Source organism: bacterium SCSIO 12696 (genome assembly GCA_024397955.1).
GTDB lineage: Bacteria > Pseudomonadota > Gammaproteobacteria > Pseudomonadales > Porticoccaceae > SCSIO-12696.
The window spans coordinates 337,655-359,845 of record CP073744.1 but is presented as its reverse complement, the minus strand read 5'-3'; the positions used below and the strand labels follow the sequence as shown (position 1 = coordinate 359,845).

At 51.8% G+C, this 22,191-nt stretch carries 22 protein-coding genes and 3 tRNA genes; 9 read left to right on the top strand and 16 right to left on the bottom strand.

Translation table 11 applies throughout. The features are described from left to right. Positions 1-60: 60 nt before the first annotated feature. A complete protein-coding gene (gene trmA, locus KFE80_01720; GenBank protein ID UTW45665.1) occupies positions 61-1,143 on the top strand; it encodes a tRNA (uridine(54)-C5)-methyltransferase TrmA in 1,083 nt (360 codons plus the stop codon). 81 nt (positions 1,144-1,224) lie between these two features. On the opposite strand, the gene folD is transcribed toward trmA, so the two are convergent. Then, entirely contained in the window at positions 1,225-2,067 is an 843-nt protein-coding gene (gene folD / locus KFE80_01715; protein ID UTW45664.1) for a bifunctional methylenetetrahydrofolate dehydrogenase/methenyltetrahydrofolate cyclohydrolase FolD, read from the bottom strand. Positions 2,068-2,264: 197 nt separating this feature from the next. On the opposite strand from folD, the gene KFE80_01710 reads away from it, so the two are divergent. Together KFE80_01710 and KFE80_01705 are read left to right on the top strand one after the other, a co-directional pair. Then, on the top strand, positions 2,265-4,352 hold the full coding sequence (locus KFE80_01710) for an elongation factor G (protein ID UTW45663.1): 2,088 nt from the start codon (positions 2,265-2,267) through the stop codon (positions 4,350-4,352). Between the two features lie 144 nt (positions 4,353-4,496). Next, positions 4,497-5,126: a hypothetical protein gene (locus KFE80_01705; protein ID UTW45662.1), complete on the top strand. Its 630-nt coding sequence runs from the start codon at positions 4,497-4,499 to the stop codon at positions 5,124-5,126. 88 nt (positions 5,127-5,214) lie between these two features. Here KFE80_01705 and KFE80_01700 read toward each other — a convergent pair whose 3' ends face one another. From KFE80_01700 to KFE80_01680, 5 genes are all read right to left on the bottom strand, one after another. Next, positions 5,215-5,904 (bottom strand): heme-binding protein, encoded by a 690-nt coding sequence (locus tag KFE80_01700; GenBank protein ID UTW45661.1) that lies wholly within the window; start codon positions 5,902-5,904, stop codon positions 5,215-5,217. An 85-nt stretch (positions 5,905-5,989) separates the two neighbouring features. Further along, the gene (locus KFE80_01695; protein ID UTW45660.1) at positions 5,990-7,114 is read right to left on the bottom strand and encodes a 5-(carboxyamino)imidazole ribonucleotide synthase; all 1,125 of its coding nucleotides are present in this window, start codon (positions 7,112-7,114) and stop codon (positions 5,990-5,992) included. Then, the gene (gene purE, locus KFE80_01690) at positions 7,114-7,596 is read right to left on the bottom strand and encodes a 5-(carboxyamino)imidazole ribonucleotide mutase (GenBank protein UTW45659.1); all 483 of its coding nucleotides are present in this window, start codon (positions 7,594-7,596) and stop codon (positions 7,114-7,116) included. The genes KFE80_01695 and purE overlap by 1 nt, the downstream gene beginning before the upstream one ends. A gap of 13 nt (positions 7,597-7,609) precedes the next feature. After that, positions 7,610-8,545 carry a sodium-dependent bicarbonate transport family permease gene (locus KFE80_01685; protein UTW45658.1) on the bottom strand — a complete coding sequence of 312 codons (936 nt, stop codon included), beginning with the start codon at positions 8,543-8,545 and terminating at the stop codon, positions 7,610-7,612. A 5-nt stretch (positions 8,546-8,550) separates the two neighbouring features. After that, positions 8,551-8,763: a hypothetical protein gene (locus KFE80_01680; GenBank protein ID UTW45657.1), complete on the bottom strand. Its 213-nt coding sequence runs from the start codon at positions 8,761-8,763 to the stop codon at positions 8,551-8,553. A gap of 126 nt (positions 8,764-8,889) precedes the next feature. Here KFE80_01680 and KFE80_01675 point away from each other — a divergent pair, with 126 nt between their 5' ends. Continuing rightward, positions 8,890-9,816, top strand: coding sequence for a LysR family transcriptional regulator (locus KFE80_01675; protein UTW45656.1), 927 nt, complete (start codon positions 8,890-8,892; stop codon positions 9,814-9,816). A 25-nt stretch (positions 9,817-9,841) separates the two neighbouring features. Here KFE80_01675 and KFE80_01670 read toward each other — a convergent pair whose 3' ends face one another. The 4 genes from KFE80_01670 to KFE80_01655 all read right to left on the bottom strand — a co-directional run bounded on the left by KFE80_01670 (position 9,842) and on the right by KFE80_01655 (position 10,714). Beyond that, positions 9,842-10,234: a dioxygenase gene (locus KFE80_01670; GenBank protein ID UTW46583.1), complete on the bottom strand. Its 393-nt coding sequence runs from the start codon at positions 10,232-10,234 to the stop codon at positions 9,842-9,844. A 163-nt stretch (positions 10,235-10,397) separates the two neighbouring features. Then, positions 10,398-10,473, bottom strand: a tRNA-His gene (locus KFE80_01665). A gap of 45 nt (positions 10,474-10,518) precedes the next feature. Next, positions 10,519-10,595: transfer RNA gene (locus tag KFE80_01660), tRNA-Arg, on the bottom strand. Between the two features lie 42 nt (positions 10,596-10,637). Beyond that, a tRNA-Pro gene (locus KFE80_01655) sits at positions 10,638-10,714 on the bottom strand. Between the two features lie 185 nt (positions 10,715-10,899). On the opposite strand from KFE80_01655, the gene KFE80_01650 reads away from it, so the two are divergent. Further along, the gene (locus tag KFE80_01650; GenBank protein UTW45655.1) at positions 10,900-11,640 is read left to right on the top strand and encodes a hypothetical protein; all 741 of its coding nucleotides are present in this window, start codon (positions 10,900-10,902) and stop codon (positions 11,638-11,640) included. A 5-nt stretch (positions 11,641-11,645) separates the two neighbouring features. Next, positions 11,646-12,815 (top strand): FAD-dependent oxidoreductase, encoded by a 1,170-nt coding sequence (locus KFE80_01645; protein UTW46582.1) that lies wholly within the window; start codon positions 11,646-11,648, stop codon positions 12,813-12,815. 14 nt (positions 12,816-12,829) lie between these two features. Here the strand turns inward: KFE80_01645 and KFE80_01640 are convergent, their stop codons facing one another. From KFE80_01640 to nudC, 3 genes are all read right to left on the bottom strand, one after another. Next, a complete protein-coding gene (locus KFE80_01640) occupies positions 12,830-13,708 on the bottom strand; it encodes an alpha/beta fold hydrolase (GenBank protein UTW45654.1) in 879 nt (292 codons plus the stop codon). Positions 13,709-13,810: 102 nt separating this feature from the next. Continuing rightward, a complete protein-coding gene (gene sohB, locus KFE80_01635; protein ID UTW45653.1) occupies positions 13,811-14,890 on the bottom strand; it encodes a protease SohB in 1,080 nt (359 codons plus the stop codon). A gap of 46 nt (positions 14,891-14,936) precedes the next feature. Beyond that, positions 14,937-15,737 (bottom strand): NAD(+) diphosphatase, encoded by an 801-nt coding sequence (gene nudC / locus KFE80_01630; GenBank protein ID UTW45652.1) that lies wholly within the window; start codon positions 15,735-15,737, stop codon positions 14,937-14,939. A 155-nt stretch (positions 15,738-15,892) separates the two neighbouring features. Between nudC and nhaD the strand changes: the two genes are divergently transcribed. Further along, positions 15,893-17,344 carry a sodium:proton antiporter NhaD gene (nhaD, locus tag KFE80_01625; GenBank protein UTW45651.1) on the top strand — a complete coding sequence of 484 codons (1,452 nt, stop codon included), beginning with the start codon at positions 15,893-15,895 and terminating at the stop codon, positions 17,342-17,344. Positions 17,345-17,555: 211 nt separating this feature from the next. Here nhaD and dnaQ read toward each other — a convergent pair whose 3' ends face one another. The 3 genes from dnaQ to KFE80_01610 all read right to left on the bottom strand — a co-directional run bounded on the left by dnaQ (position 17,556) and on the right by KFE80_01610 (position 19,583). Next, positions 17,556-18,278 (bottom strand): DNA polymerase III subunit epsilon, encoded by a 723-nt coding sequence (gene dnaQ / locus KFE80_01620; GenBank protein UTW45650.1) that lies wholly within the window; start codon positions 18,276-18,278, stop codon positions 17,556-17,558. A gap of 140 nt (positions 18,279-18,418) precedes the next feature. Continuing rightward, positions 18,419-18,850 carry a ribonuclease HI gene (gene rnhA, locus KFE80_01615; GenBank protein ID UTW45649.1) on the bottom strand — a complete coding sequence of 144 codons (432 nt, stop codon included), beginning with the start codon at positions 18,848-18,850 and terminating at the stop codon, positions 18,419-18,421. Then, complete coding sequence (locus KFE80_01610; GenBank protein ID UTW45648.1) at positions 18,837-19,583, bottom strand: methyltransferase domain-containing protein; 747 nt, start codon at positions 19,581-19,583, stop codon at positions 18,837-18,839. Before KFE80_01610 ends, rnhA begins: the two co-directional genes overlap by 14 nt. A gap of 134 nt (positions 19,584-19,717) precedes the next feature. Between KFE80_01610 and gloB the strand changes: the two genes are divergently transcribed. Next, positions 19,718-20,497, top strand: coding sequence for a hydroxyacylglutathione hydrolase (gene gloB, locus KFE80_01605; GenBank protein ID UTW45647.1), 780 nt, complete (start codon positions 19,718-19,720; stop codon positions 20,495-20,497). A gap of 65 nt (positions 20,498-20,562) precedes the next feature. After that, positions 20,563-22,110: a LysM peptidoglycan-binding domain-containing protein gene (locus KFE80_01600; protein UTW45646.1), complete on the top strand. Its 1,548-nt coding sequence runs from the start codon at positions 20,563-20,565 to the stop codon at positions 22,108-22,110. The last annotated feature ends 81 nt before the right edge of the window (positions 22,111-22,191 follow it).

Sequence of the window (22,191 nt, the reverse complement as noted above, 5' to 3'; positions counted from 1 at the left end):
TTATCGTTTGGTGCCGTATAATGCCGCACCCCACGCTCCAGTGCCACACAAGCAAAAGCCATGTTCAATCAAATCGACACCAACCAATACCAGCAACAGCTGGATGAGAAAATTGCCAAGCTGAACGCTGACTTCACCAATTTGGCGCTGCCGGATATTGAAGTATACCCATCGGAACCCAGCCATTTTCGCATGCGCGCAGAATTTCGTATCTGGCACGAAGGGGAACAATCTTTCTACGCCATGCACAAACCCGGTGGCAGCCGCCCTATCCCCATCGATGACTTTCCCATCGGCTCGGAAAAAATTAACCAGCTGATGCCTGCAGTTATGGCGGGTATTAGTGGTAATGAATTATTGCGCCGCAAACTCTATGTGGTGGAATTTCTCACCACACTGAGCGGCGATGCCCTGGTTACCCTGATTTACCACAAACCGCTGGACGAGCACTGGGAGCAGCAAGCTCGGGAGCTGAGCAAAACTACTGGCGTCCCCATTATTGGCCGCAGTAAAAAGCAAAAAGTGGTATTGGAACGGGACTATGTCATTGAAGAGCTGAACGTGCTTGGTAAAACCTACCGCTACAAACAGGTGGAAACCGGCTTTACCCAGCCCAATGCCGGTGTGAATGAACAAATGCTGACCTGGGCAGTAAAGAATTCCAAAAACAGCGATGGCGACCTGTTGGAACTCTATTGCGGCAACGGCAACTTCACCATCCCCTTGGCGCAGAACTTTGAACGAGTGTTGGCCACGGAAATCTCCAAAGTGTCCGTGAATTCATCTCACTGGAGCATGGAGCAGAACGGCGTCAGCAATATTTATATTGTGCGCATGTCCAGCGAAGATTTTACCGACGCTCTCAATAAGGTACGTCCATTCCGCCGTTTAAAAGATATCGACTTGGACAGCTACCAATTTTCCACGGTATTTGTGGATCCGCCACGGGCAGGGCTGGATGATGGCACAGTGGATTTGGTCAAGCGCTTCGACCAAATTCTGTATATTTCCTGCAACCCGGAAACCCTGAAGAATAACCTGGAGGCGCTGAGCAATACTCATCGCATTGCCAAGTTTGCCGCCTTTGATCAGTTCCCCTATACGCATCATTTAGAGTGTGGTGCGCTGTTGGTGAGGAAATAGCTCCAAGGGCAGCAAGCAGAAAGGCTACAGCGAAATTTGCAAAACTCGTCATTCCCGCCTGCGCGGGAATGACGTAGGGTTTCAGCCCAACTTCTTCTCCCCAGCATCCACAGACTGCAGAATCAGGGTATTGATGGTCATCGGGCCAACGCCACCGGGAACCGGGGTATAGGCAGCCACACGATCTACCAGTGGCCCAAGCTCTATGTCGCCCAAACCGGGAGGGTGATAGCCAGCGTCCACCACCACAGCACCGTCTTTAATCCACTCGGCCTTAATAAACTCAGGCTTACCGACAGCGCCTACTACAATATCCGCTTGCTTGATGTGCTCCGCCAGGTTTTGGGTGCGAGAGTGGCAAATGGTCACAGTGGCATTGGCATTCAGCAGCATGGCTGCCATGGGCTTGCCGAGAATCGGACTGCGGCCCACCACAACAGCGTGCTTGCCGTTGAAGTCAATATCGTAGGCTGCCAGCAAACGCATAATACCTTGTGGGGTAGCGGAACCGTAGGCCTCTTCGCCCATGGCCATTCGGCCGTAACCCAAGCAGGTCACACCGTCCACATCTTTATTGAGGGCAATGGCGTCAAAGCAAGCGCGCTCGTCAATCTGCTCGGGCACCGGGTGTTGCAGCAAAATACCGTGGCAGTTGGGGTTGTCGTTCAACTCATGGATTTTTGCCAGCAGTTGCTCGGTAGTGGTTTCTTCCGGCAATTCAACCGCAATGGACTCCATGCCCACCCGCTTGCAGGCGTTCTGTTTCATACGCACATAGGTAGCGGACGCCGGATCTGCGCCCACCAGGATAGTGGCCAAAATCGGGGTATCTCCGCCCTTGGCTTTGAGGGCAGCAACGCGCTCGCTCAGTTCAGTTTCAGTGCGTTTGGCAACGGCTTTGCCGTCGAGAACAATGGCAGTCATGGGGCAGCTTCCGGGAGGTAAAATCAGGGCGGCGATTTTCTCATGGCTCTGCGGCTCTGTGAAGGGGCCTGCAAGGCAAAATTCCTCCATATCAAGGCCTGTTCTACCCTTCAACTTCCTGTATAATTGCGCGCTATTTTGGCTTGGGGTCGCCCTCGGGCATACCAGTTTCATTAACAGAACATTCGAGAATAGAAATGTCTGACTTATCCCTCTACCGCAACATCGGCATCTTCGCCCACGTAGACGCCGGTAAAACCACCACCACCGAGCGTATTCTCAAGCTCACCGGTAAAATCCATAAAACCGGTGAAGTGCACGACGGTGCTGCTACTACCGACTTTATGGAACAGGAAGCTGAGCGCGGCATTACCATCCAGTCCGCTGCCACTACTTGCTTCTGGAACGACCACCGCATGAACATCATCGACACTCCAGGACACGTGGACTTCACCGTTGAAGTTTACCGCTCCCTGAAAGTTCTCGATGGCGGTGTTGGCGTATTCTGTGGTTCCGGCGGTGTTGAGCCTCAGTCCGAAACCAACTGGCGCTACGCCAACGAGTCTGAAGTGGCTCGTATCATCTTCGTGAACAAGCTGGACCGTATGGGTGCGGATTTCTACCGCGTTGTTGACCAGGTTAAGAAAGTCCTGGGCGCCAATCCACTGGTCATGACTCTGCCTATCGGCATCGAAGACGACTTTAAAGGCGTTGTCGATGTACTGAGCCAGAAAGCCTATATCTGGGACGATTCCGGCCTGCCAGAAAACTACGAAGTCACCGACATTCCTGCGGAAATGGTGGACGATGCCGCCATGTACCGCGAGCAGCTAATTGAAACTGCCGTGGAAATGGACGACGACCTGATGATGGCCTACATGGAAGGTGAAGAGCCCTCCATCGACGACATCAAGCGCTGCATCCGCGAAGGTACTCGCACCTTGGCCTTCTTCCCCACTTACTGTGGTTCTGCATTCAAGAACAAAGGCATCCAATTGGTTCTGGACGCCGTTGTTGACTACCTGCCTTCACCGACTGAGGTTGATCCTCAACCGCTGACCGACGAAGAAGGCGAGCCTACCGGCGACGTGGCTCTGGTTTCTGCTGAAGAACCCCTGCGTGCCCTGGCGTTCAAAATTATGGACGACCGCTTCGGTGCCCTGACCTTTATTCGTATCTACTCCGGCGTACTGAACAAAGGCGACACCGTACTCAATAGCTTCACCGGCAAAACCGAGCGCATTGGCCGCATGGTGGAAATGCACGCCGATGACCGCACCGAACTGAGCACTGCTCAAGCCGGCGACATTATCGCTGTTGTGGGCATGAAGAACGTACAAACTGGCCACACTCTGTGTGACCCCAAGAATCCTTGTACTCTTGAGCCTATGGTCTTCCCAGACCCTGTAATCTCCATCGCGGTATCTCCGAAAGATAAGAGCTCTACCGAGAAGATGGGCGTTGCCATCGGCAAAATGGTTGCCGAAGATCCATCCTTCCAGGTTGAGACTGACGAAGACTCCGGAGAAACCATCCTCAGAGGTATGGGTGAGCTGCACCTGGATATTAAGGTCGACATCCTCAAGCGTACCTACGGCGTCGAGCTGGAAGTGGGCCAACCACAGGTTGCCTACCGTGAAACCATCACCACCCCAATCGAAGACAGCTACACCCACAAGAAGCAGTCTGGTGGTTCTGGTCAGTTCGGTAAGATCGACTACCGCATCAAGCCCGGCGAGCCAGGCTCCGGCTTCAAGTTCGAATCCACTGTTGTCGGCGGTAACGTACCTAAGGAATTCTTCCCGGCCATTGAGAAAGGCTTTAAAGGCATGATGGAAACCGGCCCTCTGGCCAGCTTCCCGGTACTGGACGTTGAAATCGAACTGTACGACGGTGGCTTCCACGCCGTTGACTCCTCGGCAGTAGCGTTCGAAATCGCCGCCAAAGGCGCTTTCCGTCAGTCTATGCCCAAGGCCGGCCCACAGCTGATCGAGCCGATTATGAAAGTGGACGTGTTCACTCCGGAAGATCACGTGGGTGACGTCATCGGTGACCTGAACCGTCGTCGCGGCATGATTAAAGACCAGGAGCCCGGCACCACCGGTGTTCGCATCAAAGCCGACGTACCACTGGCGGAGATGTTTGGTTACATTGGCCATCTGCGCACCATGACCTCTGGCCGCGGCCAGTTCTCCATGGAATTCAGCCACTACCTGCCTTGCCCGCAGAACGTTGCTGAAGAAGTGATCGCCAAAGAGAAAGAGCGTCAGGAAGCCAAGAAGTAAGCCTTCTTAAATCCTGAAACGCAAAACCCCGGCAGTGAAAGCTGCCGGGGTTTTTGTTTGCTTACTCGAAAATAACAATTATGATCATGAATACGTACCCCTTTAAAAATATTGGTCTACCACGAAATCGAAAAGAGGCGATGCATGAGAGCAGGCAACCTTCTACTTATCCCACTTATACTATTTTTAATTTCAGCATGTACTGCTATTCCAACGACAAAACTAGACCAAGTAGCTTTTGAGAAAATAGATGCAATAAATATTGAAACTACTCCATTAGTTCCAGATAAGCTCAGTGTTATCAGCTCTGTAGACGTAACTTATTTGGGTGTAGGAGTAGCGGCCACCTCTGGTGACGACAAGGGGATCAAACCTTTAATCCTAGATTATCTAGAACAGCATAAAATTGATCTATCTAAAATCATTACAGAGCAGTTTAGTAACTTAGCGAAAGAAGCCGCCTTCCCTAAAGGTATATCTCACGATGATCAGAACGCAGAACTAAAAATAACAATAAATATCGTTGTTGTTGGAATGAATCACGGATTTTCCGACAAACTAAACAGCAGATTTAATTTGTCTGGACAGCTTTACGATGACGCAGGGAATATAATTTGGTCCTATACGGCAACACCAACCTCGTTATCACCGTATAGCGTATCTTACACGCCAGACCAAATATTTGAATCGCCTGAGTCTTTCACTCGTTTTTTCAGTACAGGGTCAAAGCCCATAGTTGAAAAACTATTCAAAAACCTGAGCAAGCAAATCTAAGTATTTAGGAGAGGCATGATAACTCGACCCATGACAACAAAAGTCACATTTACATAACTATTGTTGAAAGCACCCACAAGGTGTAAATTTATTTTTTTGTAATGGGTATTAACACCTCATTGCGACGTAAAAACGGCAGCGACATGGGCGAGTTGTAACGCGCCCAAACCGGTTCACCTGCGGCTTTAAAATCACTGCTTTGCAACCATGCAAACAATTCCTGCTTGTTGCGCTGATAACGCTTTTCACTCCAGGTGCCCGAGTACTTGATGGCTGCCACCAATCGTGCCGGCACTTCTCTGATAGAGACTTGGGAATTGGTGGGTAGCGGCGTATTTTCTAGAGTGAAATCGGAAGGCATCATAAAACTCACTGCCCAAAGATTAGAGCCCTCAGCGGGTTCCACACTCACTGGCGCCGTCATGGCAATTTTTTGGTTTTGTTTGTCGGGGCTAGATTCCTTAGAGCTAAATTCCTTGGAGCTAGAAAGTTCGGCTTTGGCCCACTGTTGAGAAACCGGCGCGGTCATGGCGATTTTCTGGGAGTCGCCATTGCGGGCAATGTTATCCCCAGATATGTAGTTAAACAGTGGTCGAAACGCGCGATTGCTGGCTTTGCCAATATCCCCTTCGATCACTACTTCGGCGAGTATCTGGGGTTCGTACATGCGCAACTCTACATTGCCATGCTGACTGACTACCCTGTAATCAGCCTCTTCTATTGCCCAGGCAAATGCAGACAACACTATTCCAAAACACAGAAATACAAAGCGCACCATCGTGATAGCTCCCAATAATGATCTCGGCAAAAGACTATTCGATGGTGCGTGAAGGCTTTGTGATTGGTTGGTCTAATTGGGTAGCCTAACTGGCTACGCGCCTTTCCTCCCAACCGTACACTGCGTTCAACTGCTGTTCGAGCCACTGTTGCAACCGCCAGGGTTCATTGTAGCTACAGTTAATGTGCCCCATTTTTCGCCCTGGTTTTAAGGCTTTTTTGTAATCGTAAAGTTGCGATTGCTCATCAATCAAGCTGACGGTTTCTGGTTCCATGCCCAACAGGTTGACCATCGCTGTTGGCGCCAGCAATTCTGTAGAACCCAACGGCATCCCGGTAATCGCTCTGATGTGATTTTCAAATTGATTGGTGACACTGCCTGTCAGCGTCCAGTGGCCGCTGTTGTGTACTCGCGGTGCCAGTTCATTAATCAGCAAACCCTTATCAGTGATAAAACATTCCATAGTCATCACACCAATGTAATTGCTACTGGACATCAACGCAGCGAGGTAACTTTGCGCCTGCCCTACCAACTCATCAGGCAATGGAGTGATACCTACTTCAGAGCTGACCAAAACCCCGTTTTGGTGGTAATTTTCAGTCAGCGGATAAAAGCAAATTTCCCCATGCACATTGCGCACACCAATCAATGACACTTCTTTTTGAAAGCTCACCTGTTTTTCAATAATCGCTTCCGCTTTAACGATCTGCTCCCAGCACGACTTCAGGGCACTCAAATCCTGTAAACGCCACTGGTTTTTACCGTCGTAGCCGGATTCACAGCTTTTCGCAATCAGCGGAAATTTCAGTGTCTCAGCCGCTTCAAACAACGAGTGCCCATCGTCGCAGTAGCGATAATCTGCGGTCGGCAACTGCAACTGATGAGCCACCCAGTACTTTTCCTTTAAACGATGTTGAGTAAGTTCAATAACTTCAGGAGCTGGATCAACGGTACAAAACCGTTGCAACGACTTCAGCAATTCAATATCCACTGACTCACGATCCACGGTGATTACATCGGGCCGCCCCAGATCACGATACAACCCCTCGGCGGTGCGCGTGGGTGTAGCCGTCACCACACGACCAAGCCCATCGACACTGGAGTAGTCGTCTTCACCCAACCTCAGGAAAGACACCTCCAGTTTCAACGAATGTGCGGCCAGCGCCATCAATCTCGCCAACTGCCCCGTACCTACTATCGATATACGCATTACTCTACCTCCGTTCCAACAGAATCTGTCTGCGCTTGGCGCCACTGCTTTAGGCGCTCGCGCAGCTGTGAGTCTTCCAGCGCCAACATCTGCGCAGCTATCAAACCGGCATTAAAAGCCCCGGATTCGCCAATGGCCATGGTCGCTGTGCACACCCCTTTGGGCATTTGCACAATAGACAGCAGGCTGTCCAAGCCATTGAGATGACGGCTGGCCACTGGAACACCAATAACTGGCAGCCAGGTTTCCGCCGCCACCATACCCGGCAAATGAGCGGCACCACCGGCGCCGGCAATAATGATTTTTGTGCCCGCCTCTGCGGCCTGGTTGGCGAACTCCACCAGCCGCGCCGGGGTTCGATGAGCCGATACCACCGATGCGTGAAACGGTACCTGCAAGGCTTCCAGCACCTCTGTGGCTTTGCGCATAGTGGGCCAGTCTGATTTTGAGCCCATGACAACGTTGACCGTTGCAAATTTCATGGTTGTTGCCTCCTTAGGCAATGTGTTGAGCCAGCGCCAGATAGACAGGAATGCCAACCAGCACATTGAATGGGAAAGTAACCGCCAGGGATGCGGTGAGCGGTAAACTCAAGTTGGCCTGCGGCAACGCCACGCCCAGCGCAGCCGGAACCGCTATGTAGGAAGCACTGGCCCCCAAGGTTGCTAACAAAGCCACGCCACCGGCAGAAAGCCCCAGCAACAGTGCCAAGACACCGCCGAACAGCGCACCAATCAGTGGCATCGCAATGGCAAAGCTCACCAGAAATAGCCCCTGGCGACGCAGTTCAGAAAACTGCTCGGCGGCCAAGCGTCCCATTTGCAATAGAAACAGCGCCAACACACCGTGAAATAATGTGGAAAACAGCGGCATGATGTTGCTGGTGTTATCCCCTGCCCACCAGCCGATCAGCAAACCACCGATTAACAGCACAACGCCTTGATTGCCAAATAACTCATGGAGCAATTGACGTCGGCTGGTATCAGGGGCTCGCTCACCGCGTTTGGCCAGCCACAGCCCTACGGCAATGGCGGGTACCTCCAGAATCACCACAAACAGTGGAAAGTACGGTTCGTAAAACAGGTTTTGCGCCTCAATCACCGCCACCGCAACGGCAAAAGTGGCAACACTGACAGAGCCGTAGTGAGCCGCTGTGGATGCAGAGTCCAGCCGCGACCAACCACCAAAGCGCTTCAGTATCGGGTAGGCAATCGGCGGCAATATCAAACCCAGAGTGAGCACCACCAAAGACTGCCCCAGCAGCTCAATGCCAATGTGGTCACCAAGGGCCATGCCCCCTTTCAGGCCAATAGCCAGCAACAAAAACAGGGTTAGAAACTGGTAAAGCCCTTTGGGAAAATCGATCTTTGTGCCCAGCAAGGTGGCTACCATGCCGAGCACAAAAAACGCGACAACAACATCAATCTGCATGGTGCTTATTTACTCTCGGTCAGGTAAATAGGCATCTGAACCCGGATTGATGGCTTGTTGATTCGTTGATAACACCAGGCAACGCCATTGCAAACCGCAACTGTTGCACCTACCAAAGCAAGCGCCCAACCAATAATGCCTTGCTGCGCCAACAGGGACGCCATGACAGTGATTAACAGGCCGACACAAACACCAAAGTAGATTTGAGACAGGTTCATTGATACCTCTGTAAGTTGAAAACTAGTCGGGCGCCATTCTGAACAAAACTTGACATAACTAAAAATAGATATTATCTAGTTATTACATTTATATTTATCTATGTATTTATTTATAGTTGGACAGCCATGAAGACTCGCCTGCACGCTCATATCGGTACGTTGCGCCAGCTGGAGATATTGTTGGCGGTAGCCCACCACGGCAGCGTGACCGCCGCTGCCAAAGCACTGCACCTGACTCAGCCCACAGTATCCATGCAGCTCAAAAAACTCAGTGAAGCCATCGGCAGCCCACTTTTTTATCAGGTTGGCAGAGACTTAAAACTGACGGAAGTTGGTGAGGTGACCACGGAAAGTGCCCGCGAGGTACTGCTTTGCTTTGAACGCCTGGATATGAAACTGACCAAGCTGAGGGGATTAACATCGGGCACTCTGCGGCTGGCAGTGGTGACCACGGCAAAATACTTTATGCCCCACTTACTGGGAGACTTTTGCCAACAATTCCCCAATATCGAAGTGGATATGAACATTGGCAACCGAGCGCAAATCGTAAAGCGCCTGGCGGAAGGTGAAGATGACTTCTGTGTATTCAGCCACCCACCCACCAATGACGATTACCAACTCACAGAATTCCTGCCCAATCGACTGGTCGCCATTGCTCATCAAGAGCACCCGCTCAGCCAGCGCAAGCGCATCAGCCTGAAAGAATTTGCCAGCCAACCGTACATCATGCGTGAAAATGGCTCCGGTACTCGCTATGCCATTGAACAACACATGGCGAAACACAATTGCGAACTGAATGTGCGCATGACCATTGAAAGCAACGAAGCCATCAAACACATGGTGATGTCGGGAATGGGGGTCTCGATACTGTCGGAGCACACCCTCACCTTTGGGGGCAGTGCCGGGCTTTCCATACTCAATGTGGGCAAACTGCCGATCAAAACCAACTGGTATTTAGTAAGCTTAAAAAGCCGCCCTACTTCGCCCATTGCGGCGGCATTGCTTGAGTTTGCTCAGAAAAATAATCGATTGCAGATGTTGGAGGACTTATGAATAAGCTAAAATTTGACGCTATGCCTTAAGGGTTCTTACTCACTACGGTACCGGCGAAACTATTGTAATACTTAAATTCTAGTAAATTACCTGCCGGGTCTTTAACTATAAATTTACCCGCTTCATTCTCAGTATCTTGCGCTTTAACAAATGGTTCCATTTCAAAAGGAACCGAACTCTCTTTGAATAAAGCCGCTATTTTCTCCCACTCACTTTTTTCCAGAATTGGTCCAAAATGATCAATTGGCTTCGCAGAAAAACCATCACGCTCTTGGTGCATAGTCAATTGATGGCCAAAGAAAATGATATCGATCCATTGCCCTGTGTCCCGGCCAATTTCGCAGCCCAGCAGGTTAACGTAGAACTTTCTGGCTTCATCCAAACTAGGAACAATAAACGACAAATGAAACGGCTTGATAGCTACCACTCCTTGTAATAGTAAGTAATGAATATTGAAAAGGTCTGTGCCTCTTGCCCACATTACCTACTAGATTAGTTTACAGCTAGAGTAATTGTGACGAAAAGCAGCATATAAAACGACCAGCAGGCCATCATCAATAAACATGAAATATAGCAAAAGATGGGGTGGCTGACGGGGATCGAACCCGCGACAACAGGAATCACAATCCTGGACTCTACCAACTGAGCTACAGCCACCGTAGAGATTTGCAGCTTGAACGCTGACAATTTACAACTAAAAAGTGGCACGCCCGGCAGGATTCGAACCTGCGACCATCCGCTTAGAAGGCGGATGCTCTATCCAGCTGAGCTACGGGCGCTCAACGCAGTTCTTACTGACCGGCATTCCACAGTAAAAGAAGTGGTCGGGGTAGAGAGATTCGAACTCCCGACATCCTGCTCCCAAAGCAGGCGCGCTACCAGACTGCGCTATACCCCGACTGACCTTCCACATTCACCCGCTTAAAGTACATCCGGGGCTGCTTCAGGAAGGTGCGCATAATACTGACGCAAGTATCCGTCGTCAATCAAATTATTCCCAGAATTCGATGTCTATGTAACCGCTTGTTTACCAACCTATGGCTGGATTACTGTTACTGTAAAAGCATTATAAAAGGAGCGCCTATGACAGCGGAAAGACTTGTGGCTCATCGCGGCTTTCAGCACTGTTACCCGGAAAACACCTTGGCCGCTATTCATGGGGCTATTGACGCAGGGGCGCTTAATATCGAATTGGATGTGCTTTTTAGCGCCGATGGTGAGCCGGTGATTTACCACGATGCCACTCTGGAGCGCGTTAGTGGCGTAGCAGGCAGCGTTCATCAATTCACCCTGACAGAATTGGCTAAAATACCCGCCAGTGAAGCCGGTCGTTTGGGCCAGCAGTTTGCCAGTGAATCTATAGCGCCCTTGGCTGCATTAATACCGGTTATGCAGCAACACCCGCATATACGGTTCTTTGTTGAGGCAAAGCGCAGCGGCCTTAAACAGGTGGGCCAGGAATTTGCGCTTAATAAGCTACTGGGTTTACTGACTCCGGTACAAGCTCAGGTGGTTTGTATCAGTTTTGACAAACCCTTTGTGGCCGCCGCCCGTCAACAGGACTGGCCATTGGTGGGCATGGTGTTGGAAAGCTGGGATGACCTTGGCCATCTGCTGATAGCTGATACATCGCCGGAATACCTGTTTTGCTCACAACGCCATATCCCCGACGGCCAACTACCAACCCTGCCCCACAGTAAATGGGTCATTTATGAAATCGGTGACTCCAAAGGGGCTATTGACTGGTTTCAGCGTGGGGCAGATATGGTGGAAACCTTTAATATTGGCGGCTTGCTAAAGGAGCTGGATAACAACAGCCTATGAAATCACTGGATACGTTTTTCGACGTCGCCATTATCGGTGGTGGCATACAGGGAGCCGGTGTGGCACAGGCCGCCGCGGCGGCGGGCTATTCGGTATTGCTGTTGGAAAAGGGAAACATTGGCGAGGGCACATCTAGTAAATCCAGCAAGCTGATCCACGGCGGTTTGCGCTACTTGGAAAGCGGTCAGATTCGGTTGGTATGGGAAAGCCTGAAGGAACGGGAGCTGCTGCTCAGACTGGCCCCGGACCTGGTACACCGACAACACTTTCACATTCCTCTGTATCGCTCTTCCAAGCGCAAAAACTGGCAGCTGCGCCTGGGACTGTCTGCCTACACATTATTGGCTGGCGGCGGTTCTGAAAACCGGTTTCGCTACACTTCTACAAAGAAGTTCGACGGCGACTTCGATGAACTAAACCAAGATAACCTGACCGGTGTATACCGCTACAGCGATGCGCAAACCGATGACCGCGCTCTTACCCAGGCGGTTGCGGATTCTGCAGAGCAGCTTGGCGCCACCCTGCTCTGCCAGGCACAGCTGCGTAAAGCCCAGTGGCACGATGGCACTTATCTCATCGACGCACAGGTTGAAGGCAATAATCGACGCTTTAAAAGCCGCTGCCTGATCAATACCGCAGGCCCCTGGGTCAACCTGGTAGCCAACGCTATTCAGCCAAAGCCGCCCGCTCACGAAGTGGAGCTAGTACAGGGTACCCACCTGCTGTATTCAACGCCCTTTACTGAGCACTGCTACTATCTGGAAGCACCTCAGGATGGCCGCGTGGTGTTTGTTCTGCCTTGGCAGGGCCAAACATTGGTGGGCACGACTGAAACGCTGTATCGGGGGCACCCGGATGAATGCCAACCACTGGAAGAAGAAGTTTCTTATCTAAAAGCAGTGGTTGCCCATTACTTCCCTGAAAACACTCAAGAGCCCAGTGACCAATTTGCCGGCCTACGAGTACTGCCCAAGGCGGAAGGATCTGCGTTTTCGAGGAGCCGGGAAGTTCAGCTGGTGACCAAGGGCAACTACCTGGCCCTTTACGGAGGCAAACTCACTGGCTACCGCGCCACTGCTCAACGGGTCATTCCCTATCTGGAACGAATGATTGGCCTGAGAAACAGAGTGGCAAGTACGTCTGAGTTGCCTTTGGACGTTGTGGACAGCAAGTAACCCCAGACCAGCTGTTATTTCTGCACACTAATCAACATCTGAATAGCACTGTCCACAATCAGCGGCTGTTGTTGCAGATGGGTAAAGTGACCTGATTTTTTCAAGCGTATTACCGTCAGGTTCGGGTTTTGAGCCTGCACTTGCTCAATAAAGTCGGTGTTCTTGTGGCTGACCAAACCATCCTTTCTCCCCTGAATAACTGTTACCGGAACAGTAATGCTCTGCCAGCGCTCACTCATTTGCGCCAATTGCCTGTCCAGCACCAGCATTTCCTGATTCGCTTTTCGCAGCGGTTCACCGATCAATGGTTTTACCAGGCGCCACTCGCCCACACAATGGTGACGGCGAGGCTTGCCCAATTCAGGGCTGTGGGTACCAGACAGCAGCAATAAACCGTCGACCAACTGGGGAAAGTCCGCAGCAATCCGCGGAGCGATAGAAGCGCCCAATGAATGGCCAGCAACAATAATTGGCTGCTGTGGATTTTGTTCGCGCAATTGTTGCAGCAACAACCCTATCTGACGTGCCTGATAGGAAAATTCCAGCGGAGAATAGCCATCCGCTACGGTTGATCGTCCCCATCCCGGGCGATCAATGGATATCACCCGAAAATGACTGCGCAGTTTCGGCTCAATCATCAGTGCCGACAGGTCTGTCCAGCTACCGGGGGTACCGTGAATCAGCACCAACGCGGGTAGATGTGAGTCACCAGCACTGGCGAAATGAAGGTTGCCCTCGGGGCTCTGGATGCTGGCTAAACGAATATCGTCGTTACCGGCGATATGCTGATTGAAAAACTGGCGGTGCTCACGAAACACCTGGGAGGTCGAACAGGCACTGATCAGCAGGGTTGCCGATACCCCCAACACCACCAACAGTATGTATTTAGCCATTGCGCGCTCCCGGTGCCCCGCGAGCGCGGAGTGGTTACCTTGTTTGCTGCAAAAAAGTTTGCTGTAAAAGGCTTTGCTGTAAAAATGTCATTGAGCACCGCATCACGAGTAAAAGCGGCTGTTGCTCAATTTTTGCCACCAGCGAGACAATCCCCGCTCTACACCCTGCTCTGCGGCCAGACCCAGCTTCTCCTGAATGTTCTTCTTTTGAACGAAGGACACTTCAAACAGGTCTGCCTGATCCATTTGGCTGGTCAGGTATTCATCGCTGGTCAGTACCTCGTCTACCAGGCCCAATTCCTGGGCTCTGCTGCCCAACCACACTTCGCCGGTAGCTACCTGCTCAATATTCAGTTCAGGTCGACGCTCTGCCACGTAGGCTTTGAACTGCTGGTGAATCTCTTCCAGATCTTGTCGAAACTTGTGCCGATCTTCATCGGTGTTTTCACCCAGCATGGTCAACGTGCGCTTGTAGTCTCCGGCGGTGTGTTGCTCAAATTCGACATCGTGTTTTTTGAGAAGTTTATTAAAGTTGGGTAATTGCCCGATTACGCCGATAGAGCCAATCATGGCAAAGGGAGCACTGAGGATGCGGTCGCCCACACAGGCCATCATGTAGCCCCCACTGGCGGCCACTTGGTCCACACAAATGGTCAGAGGCACTTGCTTGTTGCGAATACGATCCAGCTGGCTGGCCGCCAGACCGTAGCTGTGAACCGCACCACCGGGGCTTTGCAGTTTCACCACCACTTCGTCTTTTTCATTGGCTTCTGCCAGGACAGCAGTAATGCATTGGCGTAACTGGGAAACCGCCGATGCCTGAATATCGCCATCGAAATTGAGCACAAACACGCGCTTGCGGCGTTCTTCTTTATCTTCGGAGTCGGTGTCGGGGTCTTTTTTGCCGGCAGCGGCTTTTTTCTGCTGTTTTTGCTTTTCCTTTTCTTCCTGCTTTTGCTTTTTGCGCTCGGCTTTCTGCTGGTGCTCATCCAGCACAGCCTCTTTCACCGCCTCGTGCATCTGCTCGGAAAACTCATTGAGAGGCAAGACTTCGATATGGCCTTTGTCACCCTTGCGGTGACGCTGCCCTAAATTGCTGACAATACCCACGATCAGGGCAACCACAACAACAAAAGTCACCGCCTTGGCCAGAAACAGCCCGTACTCCATCAAAAATTCCAACACAACTCTCCAAGCAACTCAGTACAAATAAGCGGCGCAGTATAGCCTATTCGCGGTTCTTATGGCGGTTGACGAAGCCTCGAATCAACTGCCCGGAGAGCGTGTGTTCGTTGGGGTGCGGAGGTAGGTCGTTGAAGTGATACCAACCCGCCTCGACAATTTCGATACCATCCGGGTTCAGGTCGCCACTGGCGTAGTCGGCGTAAAAACCCAGCATTAACTGACCGGGAAACGGCCAGTATTGGCTGGCAACATAATGAGGGGCATTGACCGACACCCCGACCTCTTCATGTACCTCGCGCAGAACGGTATTTTCCACAGTTTCACCCGGCTCCACATAACCCGCCAAGCAAGTGTGGTAATCACCACGACCACCGTGGCGAGCCAACAAACACTGCTCGCCGCGGGTTACCAACATGATTGCACAAGGAGACAGTCGGGGGTAATACGAGTGGTTACAGGCGTCGCAGTGCAATGCGGTTTCTCCAACCAATGGCCGGGTGGTACCACCACAGCGGCCGCAAAAACGGTATTCCTGGTAACTGTTGAGCAATTGGACGCAGCGACCGGCAAAGGCAAATAAGTCCTCCTCCCAGGCCAGCAAAGGTCGCAAGGGCACCAGCTCCGCACCCGACGCCTGCATGGCTTGCGCCTGTTGCGCTGAAACCAGTGCCGCCCTACAGGCTCGCCCCCGACAATCCCCGGCATCTATCAGCTGCTCAGAGTCCACAAGCCACTGCGCCGCCTGGGATGCCGACCAAAACAAACGATTTTCAGGGCATGCCGAAGCTAGCACCTGGCCATCGAAAACAAAAACAGTCCAATATTCACTATTATTCTTGGTCATTTGTCCTTCATTACTCAGTTATGCAGAAAAACAAACCATCTGACACCCCTTTAAAAGTATCTCGCCGGTGAAGCGGTAGCCGTCACACAGGGTGCTGGTTATAATCTGGCGCTGCACGAATTACCCTAACAATAAATCGTCACCAGGTCTCCACCATGAAAGCTTTCCTAACTCTTTTTATAGCTCTGCTGTTCCCTGGCTTTGCTATGGCCTCTGCCGGTGAAGCGCCGCCCTCTCTGGGTGTCACTTCGCACTGGGTAGGTTATACATCCATTGCCATTTTCGCTGTGGCCTATATCTTTGTGATTTTTGAGGAGCAGCTGCACCTTAGAAAATCGAAGCCAGTTCTGGCGGCTGCCGGTTTAATCTGGATACTGATTGCCGCCTACTGCTACTACGGTCTTGGCGACCACCATATCGCCTCCGTTGCTATCCGCCACAACTTCCTTGAGTACGCGGAACTGTTTTTCTTCCTGTTGGTGGCCATGACCTACATCAACGCCATGATGGAGCGCAATGTCTTTGACGCTCTGCGTGACTGGCTGGTGGTCAAAGGCTTCTCTTATAAGGCACTGTTTTGGCTCACCGGTTGGCTGGCGTTTGTTATCTCCCCCATCGCTGACAACCTTACCACCGCCTTGATTATGTGTGCGGTGGTACTGGCTGTGGGCCAAGGCCAACCCAAATTTGTCGGTATTGCCTGTATCAACATTGTGGTGGCAGCCAACGCCGGGGGTGCATTCAGCCCATTTGGCGACATCACTACTTTGATGGTTTGGCAGAAAGGCATTGTTCCTTTTGAGCAATTCTTCTACCTGGTTATCCCCTCTATTGTTAACTTTGTGATTCCTGCGGGCATCATGCACTTTGCCCTGCCCAATGGCAGCCCAGAGCCAACACAAGCCGGTATTACGCCCATCAAGTTTGGCGGCACTCGTATCTGTGTACTCTTTATTATCACCATTGCTACGGCCGTGTGTTTCCACAACTACCTGGAATTGCCACCGGTTTACGGCATGATGTTCGGCTTGGGCTACCTGAAGTTGTTTGGTTTCTACATCAAGAAGAAAGAACACTCGGATATTGACATCACCAATACTCCGGAAGTGCACGAAGACGAAGAGCCTGACCCCAACAGAGGCAACCGCGGCTTTGACGTATTCAAAAAAGTTTCCGGCGCCGAGTGGGATACGCTGTTCTTCTTCTACGGCGTGATCCTGGCTGTGGGTGGCTTGGGCTATATCGGTTACCTGGCGATGGCCTCAGAATTCTTCTATAACGACCTGGGCCCCACCACCGCCAACATATTGGTAGGTTTTGCTTCCGCTATTGTGGATAACATCCCAGTGATGTTTGCGGTATTGACCATGTTGCCGGAAATGGACCTGTTCCAGTGGCTGCTGGTAACCCTGACCGCCGGGGTAGGCGGCAGTATGCTGTCGGTAGGCTCCGCTGCCGGTGTGGCGCTGATGGGACAAGCCCGTGGCAAGTACACCTTCTTTGGTCACCTGAAGTGGGCCTGGGCCATTGCTCTGGGCTACGCCGCCAGTATCTGGGTGCACTTCCTGGTTAACAGCGGCCTCGAAGGTATGCCGGTTAACTATTAATTCGGCAGTGAAATAAATGTCCTATTTATTTCACTGCGTCGCCCAATAAAATCTGGCGAAACTGTGTGAAGTTCCTTGATTTTATTGGGCTCGCGCTGACTCCGTCAGCGGCAGCGCATCCCTGCGCTGCATTAGTCCATTAACGAGTTACAAAAAAGCCCGGACTGCAAAAACAGTCCGGGCTTTTTTATGGGTAAATTTTCTGTATTTGTTACTGCACTCTGTCAGGTGCAAGCCACAGGCAATTGTCGCCACTGGCTTTGTGAATTTCCTCCAACTTGCGTTGGTGCTCCTCAAGTTCTGCCTCTGAAGCTGTAATCACCTTTAAGGCCGGGCGATTGCTATCCAGCCGCCGTATTTGCTGTTGCTCCGATTGAGCAGCGCTACCTCCCCTGCCCCCCAGGCCCAGTGTCACCTGGCCACCAGTCATGGCCAGATACACTTCCGCCAAAATCTCCGCATCCAACAGTGCGCCGTGCAGCTCTCGGTGGGCGTTGTTGATGTGGTAGCGCTTACACAGGGCATCCAGATTGTTCTTTTGCCCTGGATGCTTCTGGCGTGCCATCACCAACGTGTCCACCACCGTGCAATAGTCGCGGGTCTTCTTGTATTTACCTTTTAACTTGCCAAACTCATGGTCCATAAAGCCCACATCAAAGGGCGCGTTATGAATAATCAGCTCGGCACCATCGATAAATTCCAGAAACTCTTGGGCCACTTGAGCGTATAAAGGCTTATCCGCCAGAAATTCGTTGGAAATACCATGGACTTCAAATGCCCCCTGATCCACCTCTCGCTCGGGGTTGATGTACTGGTGGTAATGCTTGCCAGTGAGCTTTCGGTCCACCAGTTCCACGCAACCAATTTCAATAATGCGGTGGTCCTGGGAAATTTCGATACCGGTAGTTTCGGTATCCAGTACAACTTGTCTCATGCAATTAATTCCTGCGAAAGGCATGTTCTGTAATGCTTTTCAGACACGCTGTAAATACTTCCATGTAAGCTCGTCGGCCGCTATCCCTGCGACCGGCGGTCTGATAAGCATTACAGAACACGCCAATTAAGTATTCAAAGTTACAACTCATCAATGCCGCGATTGGCCAGCTGGTCGGCAATTTCATTTTCACGATGGCCGCTGTGCCCTTTCACCCAGCGCCAATCTACATTGTGGCGATTAGCCTGCTTATCTAACAATTGCCACAAGTCCTGGTTTTTTACCGGTTGCTTGCTGGCGGTCTTCCAGCCTTTGCGCTTCCAGCCTTCCAACCAGCTTGTAATGCCCTGGCGCACGTACTGGGAGTCTGTGGTCAACACCACATCGCAGGAGCGGCTCAGTGCTTCCAGGCCGCGAATGGCAGCCATCAGCTCCATACGGTTGTTGGTGGTATCCGGCTCACCGCCGTGAAGCTGTTTTTCGACATCCCCGTAACGCAATAAAACACCCCAACCGCCGGGGCCGGGATTACCACGGCAGGCACCGTCAGTAAAAATTTCAACTGTCTTCATAACTGTCCATAACCGAGGCGTGATGTTCCGGCGTGGGTACATTGTGATGCTGCCAACCCAGGTTGGCGACTTTAAGGTTTTTTAAAAGGTCGGCCTTGGGGGGTATCACCTTGGCCACCTGTTTGCGGGCAACAACCGCATAGAAAGTACCACCGGGTAGCCCCAAACCATAGCCCCAGCGTTTTAGCCAGGATTGTTCACTCTCCTGTACAGGCCCAAAGCCTCCTCGCTTTACCATTACCGGCTTAAAGCCCAAGAGTCGCAGCCAATCTATAGTCCGTCCCAAGCGAAGCGAGTGGTGGCGATAAATCGGTGACTTCGACAACAGTGCGCCGGGCCACTTTATAAGCCCACCCATACTGAACGGGTTAAGCACAAACAACAGAATATGCCCGCCTGGCGCCAGCACTCTTGCTACTTCCCCTAGCACTTGGTGGGGATGGGACGAAAATTCCAAAGCGTGGTGAACAATAGCGGTTTCAATGGTATCGCAGGGCAACGGCAGAGCGGTAAAGTCCGCAATAGCACCCCCCGCAGCAGTATCGCCACTTGCACCCAGCGTGAAGCGGTGCAGGTTATCAAAATCATGGAGCAAACTGCCCTCAGCGGATATACCCACCTCCATCAAGTGATAGCCATAAACTTTGGGCAACCGTGTTAATAGCTGACGCTCCTTCTCTATTAAATAGCGGCCACGAGCAGATACCAGCCAGTGTTGCAATTGGGGTTGCATTTGAGCAAAGGAGCTTGGGAGAAAATGTTTGGCCAGTTGCCGAGGCACTGTAACTCCGTTGTGACTGTGAAAACACGGGCTGATAAACTACCATCTTTATTCCAGCCTGTTAACCGCCAGACCCTGCTAAAGCCATGTTCGATATACAGCCTATCTCTGCCTTTGATGATAACTACATCTGGGTCATCAAGCCCGATAACAGCAACAAGGTAGCGGTTGTAGACCCAGGGGATGCACAGCCGGTACTGAATTACCTGCAAGCCAAACAGCTGGAGCTGACAGCCATCTTTATCACCCACCACCACTGGGATCATACCGGTGGCATTGATGCACTATTGGCACACAAGCGGGTGCCGGTGTATGGCCCCGACAACCCCAAAATTTCGCAAATCGATCAGCCATTGCGCCATGGTGATAACGTCAACTTTGGTGGCGGGCAGTTTCAGGTTATCGAAGTTCCCGGGCACACTCTCGATCATATCGCCTATTTTCTCGACATTTCTGAGCCGCTGCTGTTCTGCGGTGACACCCTGTTCGCCGCCGGTTGTGGGCGCCTGTTTGAAGGCAGTGCTGAGCAAATGCATCGCTCCCTGCAGCAGTTGGCCGAGCTACCTGACAACACCCAAGTCTACTGCACCCATGAATACACTCTGGCAAATTTGGCCTTTGCCAATGCCGTTGAACCGCAAAACCGCCGCACCGGGGAACGTACCCGGCTCTGTCAGCAGCTGCGTGAAAACCACCAGCCTACCCTGCCCAGTACCATCGCCGAAGAAAAACTGACCAACCCTTTTCTGCGCTGTCATGACGAGGCACTACAGCGAAATGTGGCTCAGCACAGCCAACGTGCATACACTGGAGAGGTTGAAACATTTGCGTTACTTCGCAAATGGAAAGACCAGTTCGTGACTTAGAGAGTGGCTGTGCTATAAATACGCCCAATACTATAAAAACAAACGGTTAGGAACTCTTTTTAACAATGCGCCTGAAACCACTAACACTATTGATAGCCGCTGCTAGCAGCGCTTTATTCACCGGGTGCAGCCAGCTGCCCACTGTTAGCGAGACTAACAAGATTGACGAGCCACAGTTGCCTGTAGCGATTTCGCTGTCGGAACTCGTTCCAACCCTGAAAACCAGCACGCCGCTGAGCGACGAAGCATTGCGCTCTCAACCCGAAGTAGAAGCAACCATTGAAGCCAATACACTGCTGGATCGAGTTCGTGCAGGCATGGTGCTGGTAGGTACACAGCAGAACCCTCGCATCGACAAACAGGAAAAGTGGTACGGCTCACACCCAGCGTATTTTGATCGAGTACTGAAGCGCGCTGAACGCTACCTGTTCCACATCGTTAACGAAGTGGAAGCCCGCGATATGCCCATGGAATTGGCCCTGTTACCGGCTGTGGAAAGCGCTTTCGACCCCTTTGCCTATTCTCACAGCCATGCTGCGGGTTTGTGGCAATTTATACCGGGCACCGCAAAGCGTTTTGGCTTGCAGCGAGACTGGTGGCAAGACGGTCGCCGGGACGTAACCGAATCCACTCGGGCAGCACTGGAATATCTGGAGTACCTGAACGGTTTATTTGATGGCGATTGGCTGTTGGCACTCGCTGCCTACAACAGCGGCGAAGGCACCGTCAGGCGCGCCATCAAGCGCAATCAGCGAGCCGGTAAAGCCACTGACTTTTGGTCGTTGAAATTGCCCCGGGAAACACGTGCATACGTGCCGCAGCTGTTGGCGGTATCGCGGATTATCGCCAACCCGGAGCAACACCAGCTGTCACTGCTGGAAATTGCCAATGAGCCGTATTTTGGCGTTGCCACTTTTGACGCCCAAATCGACCTTGAGCAAGCCGCGCTTTTGGCGGCCATCGACAGCGAAGAATTGTATCGGCTCAACCCGGCATTCAACCGTCTGAGCACCGCACCGGGTAAGAACCAGCAGCTGTTGCTGCCAGTGAATGCCGTGGAGCGTTTTCAGCAGGCGCTGGAGGCAACCCCCAAAGAACAGTGGATGGCGGCCCGCGAATACCGGGTAAAAGCCGGTGATTACCTGGGCCGTATTGCCAAAAAGCACAAAGTCACGGTGGCTGACTTACGCCAGGAAAACAATCTGCGCTCAGACCGGCTGAGTATCGGCCAGGTACTGCGCATTCCCGGGGCTGGTGTTACCCCCATGCAAACCCGCCAAAGCTATTACACCGTCGTGAGTGGCGACTCTCTGTGGAAGATTGCTCGCAACAATAAGGTGAGTGTTAAGCAATTGCGTGCCTGGAACAACCTGGCCCCTAGCGAACACTTAAAGCCAGGGCAGCAATTGCAGGTATCCAGCTATAAGCCGATACTGCGCACCGCCAACCGCAAGCTGAACTACCGGGTGAAACGCGGTGACTCACTGGCGCGTATTGCCAGCCACTTTAATGTTCGGGTAAAAGACATTCTTTCCTGGAACAGCTTGAACCCCAAAAAATACCTTCAGCCGGGCCAGAAGCTAACCCTGTTCGTGGATATTCGGAAAATATAATCAGATTCACAGCCGTCTCTTGGCAGAATAAAAAAATGCCCCCGCACTGCGGGGGCATTTTTTTAGGAGTAGCCGTCAAAC